General features: G+C 69.5%; 5 protein-coding genes and 1 pseudogene. 4 read left to right on the top strand and 2 right to left on the bottom strand.

All coding sequences use genetic code 11. From position 1 onward, the window contains the following. A partial coding sequence (locus VIM54_RS15085) for an IclR family transcriptional regulator (RefSeq protein WP_331902554.1) occupies positions 1–669 on the top strand: 669 nt, incomplete at its 5' end. Between the two features lie 282 nt (positions 670–951). On the opposite strand, the gene VIM54_RS15080 is transcribed toward VIM54_RS15085, so the two are convergent. Both VIM54_RS15080 and VIM54_RS15075 read right to left on the bottom strand, forming a co-directional pair. Then, complete coding sequence (locus VIM54_RS15080; RefSeq protein WP_331902553.1) at positions 952–2,616, bottom strand: phospho-sugar mutase; 1,665 nt, start codon at positions 2,614–2,616, stop codon at positions 952–954. Beyond that, positions 2,613–3,446, bottom strand: coding sequence for a purine-nucleoside phosphorylase (locus VIM54_RS15075; RefSeq protein WP_331902551.1), 834 nt, complete (start codon positions 3,444–3,446; stop codon positions 2,613–2,615). The genes VIM54_RS15080 and VIM54_RS15075 overlap by 4 nt, the downstream gene beginning before the upstream one ends. 71 nt (positions 3,447–3,517) lie before the next feature. Between VIM54_RS15075 and VIM54_RS15070 the strand changes: the two genes are divergently transcribed. From VIM54_RS15070 to VIM54_RS15060, 3 genes and pseudogenes are all read left to right on the top strand, one after another. Continuing rightward, positions 3,518–4,954: an NAD(P)H-quinone dehydrogenase gene (locus tag VIM54_RS15070; protein WP_331902550.1), complete on the top strand. Its 1,437-nt coding sequence runs from the start codon at positions 3,518–3,520 to the stop codon at positions 4,952–4,954. A gap of 32 nt (positions 4,955–4,986) precedes the next feature. Further along, positions 4,987–5,841: a tryptophan 2,3-dioxygenase gene (gene kynA, locus VIM54_RS15065; protein WP_331902549.1), complete on the top strand. Its 855-nt coding sequence runs from the start codon at positions 4,987–4,989 to the stop codon at positions 5,839–5,841. After that, a pseudogene (locus VIM54_RS15060) lies at positions 5,838–6,233 on the top strand (hypothetical protein); the annotation flags it as partial. The gene kynA and the pseudogene VIM54_RS15060, both read left to right, overlap by 4 nt.

The raw sequence follows: 6,233 nt of genomic DNA, 5'->3' as shown, positions 1-6,233 counted from the left end.
GACACGGCCGGCGGGCTGAGCCAGGCGGCGATCGCCGAGGCGGTCGGTCGGTCGGTCGGGCAGATCTTCCGGGTGCTCCAGACCCTCGAGTCGCGCGGCTACCTCCACCGGGACGGCGCATCCGGGCTCTACTTCTTCTCGATCATGACCTTCGAGCTCGCCAACCGGCACGACCCGGTGCGCGGCCTGAGGCAGGCGGCGCTTGCGCCGATGCGGCGGCTGAGCGACGAGGTTCAGCAGTCCTGCAACCTCGGCATGCTCGAGGCCGGCCGAATCCTGATCCTCGCCCAGGTGGAGAGCCCGGCGAGTTTCGGTTTCCGGGTGCGGGTCGGCGCCGAATTCCCGGTCGAGTCGACCGCGACCGGAGCCGTGCTGGTCGCGTTCGCGGCCCCGCGGGACCGGGACGCGCTGCTCTCGAGCATCGCCGACCCCGCCTTTGCCACACGGGTCGCGCGGGTGGCCGAGCAGGGTTTCGAACGGATGGCGGACAGCCTCCAACCGGGGATCACCGACATCGTCTTTCCGCTGATCGGCGCCTCCGGGGCAGCGGTGGCGGCGCTCACGGTGCCGTACGTCGCGACGACGTTCAGCGGCGCGCGCGCGCAGTTTGTGGAGCACCGGGCGCGGGCCGCCGCGGCGGAGATCTCGGTGGCCCTCGGCGGAGGGTAGGCTGGCGCACCTGCCCGGCAGGCTCTGGTTGTGCAGGACGCGCCGAGGGGTTGGGCCGTCGCCCCCGGCAGACTCTGGATTTGCAGGACACCCCTGGCCGCCGGTTGCCCTGCAGAATTTGACTCCGGCGTGATCGCCCGCGTCAGATTGCGGAGGCGCCCGTCCTGCAGAGAGCGTCCTGCAAATCCAGAGTCTGTGGGTGTGGGCCACCCTGGTCGGGGTGGGTCCTGCACAACGGGGGTGGGTCCTGCACAACGGGGGAGGTCGGCTCCGGCATTGGCCTTAAGGGACGAGCGGCCTCACTGCCCTCTCGAGCGCGGCGACCCGGCTTGCGGCCGCCGCGATCCGCTCGTCCGCGGAGCCGGTGACGCTCGACGCGTCGATGTACACCTTCACCTTGGGCTCCGTGCCGCTCGGTCTCACGATCACGCGTGAGCCGTCCTCCAGCCAGAGGCGCAGGATGTCGCCGGGCGGAAACTGCTCGAAACCATCGGCGAAGTCGTCGATCTGGCGCACGGCGGTGTCGCCGATCCGCTCCGGCGGGTTCGCCCGCAGCCCGGCCATGATGCGCGGGATGTCGGCGAGATCGGACACCCGGATCGAGACCTGCGCCGAGGCGAAGGCGCCGAACCGGTCCGCGAAGTCGCGACGGTGCTGCGTGAAGCTCGTGCCCGAGCTCTTTAGCTCGGTGAAGAGGGCCAGGAAGTCGAGGGCCGCGGAGATGCCGTCCTTGTCGCGCACCTTGTCCGGGTCAACGAGGTAGCCGAGGGCCTCCTCGTAGCCGTACGAGATGCCGGGCACTCGTGACACCCACTTGAAACCAGTGAGCGTGTCGACGTACTCGAGGTGGTACTCGCGCGCCACGACCGCCAGCGCGGGGGAGCTCACGATCGACGCGACGAGCACGCCCTCCGGGCCGCTCGCGGTGATCCGTTCGGCAGCGCGCCAGCCGAGCAGCGCGCCGACCTCGTTTCCGCTGAGACGCTCCCAGCCCCCGGAGGAGTCGGGGATGGCGACGCCGAGACGATCGGCGTCCGGGTCGTTCGCGATCACGAGTTCGGCACCCACCCGGGAGGCGAGCGCGAAGGCGAGGTCGAGCGCCCCAGGCTCCTCCGGATTGGGGAAGGCGACGGTGGGGAAGTCGGCGTCGGGCTCGATCTGCTCGGTCACGATCACCGGGGCGCCGAATCCGGCGCGCACGAACACCCGGTGAGCAGTCTCGTAGCCGACGCCGTGCAGGGCCGTGTAGACGAAGAGGGGACGCACGGCTGGTGCGGCGACGAGCGCGGCGGTGCGGCGAACGTACTCGTCGAGCACCTCCTCGCCCGCCACCTCGAAGTCGGTCGACCTCGGCAGTTCGAGCACGTTCTTCTCGGCGGCCACCCGCAGGATCTGTTCGGCGATCGCCGCATCCGACGGCGGCACGATCTGGGAGCCGTTGTCGTCGCCGCCGAGGTAGACCTTGTAGCCGTTGTCGCGCGGGGGGTTATGGCTCGCCGTGACCATGACTCCGGCGCTCACTCCGAAGTGCCGCACCGCGAAGGCGAGCACGGGGGTGGGGAGGAGTCGGGGAAGCAGGATCGCCCGCACCCCGGCGCCGGCCATCAGCTCCGCCGTGTCCACCGCGAACACCCGGGAGTTCTTGCGGCCGTCGTAGCCGATCACGACGCTCGGGTATTCCTCGCGAGACAGCAGGAAGGCGGCGAGACCGGCGGCCGCCTGCGCGACCAGCACGCGGTTCATCCGGTTGGAGCCGGCTTCGATCCGGCCGCGGAGCCCGGCCGTGCCGAACTCGAGCCTCGTGTCGAAACGATCGTGCAGTTCGGCCGTCGCCCGGGCGTCACCGGCGGAGGCCGCGGCGATCAGGGCGGCGAGCTCCTCGCGGGTCTCCCCATCCGGATCCTGCTCGAGCCAGGCCTTGGCGGCCTCGACAACGTCCCGGGTCACAGTTCGGCCACGATGCGTGCGAGAAGGGCGCTGATCACCGGCTCGGACGAACGTCCGGCGTCGAGCACTTCTTCGTGGCTCAGCGGCGTCTTTTGGATGCCGGCGGCGAGATTCGTGATGAGCGAGAGCCCCAGGATCTCCATGCCGGACTGGCGCGCGGCGATCGCCTCGAGCGCAGTGGACATGCCGACGATGTGGCCGCCGATGGCCTTTGCCATCTGCACCTCCGCCGGAGTCTCGTAGTGCGGTCCGCGAAACTGCGTGTAGATGCCCTCGTCGAGCGACGGGTCGACGCTCCTCGCGATGGCCCGCAACCGCGCTGAGTAGAGGTCGGTGAGGTCGATGAATGTGGCGCCCTCGAGGGGCGAGTCCGCGGTGAGGTTGATGTGGTCGCTGATCAGCACGGGGGTGCCCGGCGTCCAGGTCTCCCGGATGCCGCCCGCGCCGTTGGTGAGGATCATGACCTTCGCGCCGGCCGCGGCCGCGGTGCGCACGCTGTGCACCACGCGGCGCACTCCGTGCCCCTCGTAGTAATGGGTTCGGGCGCCGATCACGAGCGCGCGCTTGCCGCTCGGGAGCAGCACGGAGCGCAGGCTGCCGACGTGCCCCTCGAGGGCGGGCTTGCTGAAACCGGTGACCTCGTGGGCCGGGATCGTGGCCGTGGTCTCGCCGATCAGGTCGGCCGCCTTGCCCCAGCCGCTGCCGAGGGTGAGCGCGATGTCGTGCTGCTTGACCCCCGTGCGCTCGGCGATTTCGAACGCGGCCATCGCCGCGATCGAGAACGGGTCGTTTGCGGGGTCGTCGAGAAGATTCGGGTGCGTCGTCGCCATGATCCCACTCTATTGGTCCGCCTCGCCGCGGACGGTTTGGCTGGCCTCCCGCAACACGCGAGAATAGGCCCATGTCCTATGAGTTCGAGCGCAAGCAGCGCATCGCCGTCGTTGGTGGCGGACCGGGTGGTTACGAAGCGGCGCTCACCGGGGCCCAGATGGGCGCCGAGGTCACTGTCGTCGAGCGTGTGGGGGTGGGCGGCTCGGCCGTCCTCACCGACGTCGTGCCGTCGAAGACCCTCATCGCCACCGCCGAGGCCGCGAACGCGATCGGCGAGGCCGCCGACCTGGGCGTGCAGTTCTTCACCCGCGGAGAGTCTGGCCGACCGATGCGGCCAGAGGTCACGGTCAATCTCGCCGCCGTCAACCAGCGGCTGTTGCGCCTCGCCCGCCAGCAGTCGGAGGACATGAAGTCCCAGCTGATCAAGGCCGGCGTACGCGTGATCCAGGGCGACGGTCGCCTCGATGGCCCCAACACGGTGATCGTGTCCACGAGCAAGGGCAAGACGAGCACCGACTTCGACGAGATCCAGGCCGACACCATCGTCGTCTCGGTGGGTGCGAGCCCGCGCATCCTCGCCACCGCGAAGCCGGACGGCGAACGCATCTTCACCTGGACGCAGCTCTACACGCTGCAGGAGACGCCCGAGCACCTCATCGTTGTCGGCTCGGGTGTCACCGGAGCCGAGTTCGCCTCCGCCTTCACCGCCCTCGGCTCGAAGGTCACCCTCATCTCCAGCCGCGACCAGGTGCTGCCGGGCGAGGACGCGGATGCCGCGCGCGTGCTCGAGGACGTCTTCAAGCGCAACGGAATGACCGTTCTCTCCAAGTCGCGGGCCGACTCGATCAAACGCACCAAGGACGGCGTGATCGCGACCCTGAGCGACGGCCGCACCGTTGAGGGCAGCCACTGCCTGATGGCCGTCGGCTCGGTGCCGAACACGGCGGGAATCGGCCTCAAGGAGGCCGGCGTGCAGCTCACCGACTCCGGCCATATCCGCGTCAACCGAGTCGCGCGCACCTCGATGCCGTCCATCTACGCCGCCGGCGACTGCTCGGACTTCCTGCCCCTCGCCTCCGTCGCCTCCATGCAGGGCCGCACGGCCGTGTTCCACGCCATGGGCGACGCCGTGAACCCCACCGAGCTGCGCAACGTCGCCTCCAACATCTTCACCCAGCCGGAGATCGCGACGGTCGGCTGGACCCAGAAGCAGATCGAAGACGGAATCGCCCAGGGCGAGATCTACAAGCTTCCCCTCGCTTCCAACCCTCGGGCCAAGATGATGGGCATCAAGGACGGCTTCGTCAAGCTGTTCGCCCGCACCGGATCGGGCACCGTGATCGGCGGCGTGATCGTCGCGCCCCGCGCGTCCGAGCTCATCCTGCCGATTGCGATCGCGGTCGAGCATCGGCTCACCGTCGACCAGGTGGCGCGCGCGTTCGCCGTCTACCCCTCGCTCTCCGACTCCATCACGGATGCCGCCCGCGCGATGCACATCGTCAACTGACGAGAACGTCAACTGACGAGAACGGAGGGCCGGTGAGCATCGAAGACAACACGAGGCCGATCGAGCCGGGCATCGTCACCGACTTCGCCGGGCGGATGAGCTACGGGTCGTATCTGGCGCTCGACGAGCTGCTCGGGGCGCAGCGCCCGCTCAGCGTCCCCGAGCATCACGACGAGATGCTGTTCATCATCCAGCACCAGACGAGCGAGCTCTGGATCAAACTCCTGCTGCACGAACTGCGGTCGGCACGCGAGCGGCTCATGGCCGACGACCTCGGCACCGCGCTCAAGCGCATCGCGAGGGTCAAGCACATCCAGGAGACGCTTACCCAGCAGTGGTCGGTGCTCGCCACCCTCACCCCCACCGAGTACGCGCAGTTCCGTGGCTCCCTCGCCAACGCGTCCGGGTTCCAGTCGCACCAGTACCGGGCCGTCGAATTCATCCTCGGCAACAAGAACGCCAAGGTGCTCACCGTGTTCGAGAGTGACCCGGCAGCCAGGCAGGTGCTCGCCGACCTGCTCGATGAGCCGAGCCTCTACGACGAGTTCCTGCGCTTCCTGCACCGGCAGGGGCATCCGGTGCCGGCGAGTGTGCTCGAGCGGGACGTGACGAAGGCCTACACGTTCACGCCGGAGCTCGTACCGGTGTTCACGGCGATTTACGACTCGGCCGACGAGAACTGGCGCGTGTACGAGGCGTGCGAGGAGCTCGTCGACCTCGAGGACAACTTCCAGTTCTGGCGGTTCCGGCACCTCCGCACCGTGCAGCGCACGATCGGCATGAAGAGGGGCACCGGCGGATCGAGCGGCGTCGGCTTCCTCCAGCGCGCCCTCGACCTCACGTTCTTTCCGGAGCTCTTCGCGGTTCGCACCGAAATCGGCCGGTGAACGCCGACGCCCCCAACGCTTCCGACCCGATTCGGGTCGACGAGGTGTGGCTGGGCGGATGGCGCGGCCCGAGCCTGCTGCAGGTTCGTGCCGGCGCGCTCGAGTACCTGTCGCCCGCCGGATCGGCGGACGGTGCCGGCCGCCGCCTGGCCGGAACGATCCTGCCTGGTTTCATCGACTCGCACGTGCACCTCGGCCTCTTCGACGCGAGTGGACTCCTTCCCGGCGGCATCACCCGGGTGGTCGACCTCGGCGGGGACCCGGCCGTGGCGTCGGCGTGGGCCGGGTCGACCGGTTCGACCGGGCCGAACGCCGTCGACGTCGAGTTCGCCGGCGCCTTCCTGACCGCCCCCGGCGGGTATCCGAGCGATCGATCCTGGGCCCCGCCGGCC

This window comes from Lacisediminihabitans sp., assembly GCF_036569425.1.
Taxonomy (GTDB): Bacteria; Actinomycetota; Actinomycetes; order Actinomycetales; family Microbacteriaceae; genus Lacisediminihabitans.
Note: the sequence above shows the minus strand (reverse complement) of the source record. Positions and strands in the feature narration are given on the sequence as shown.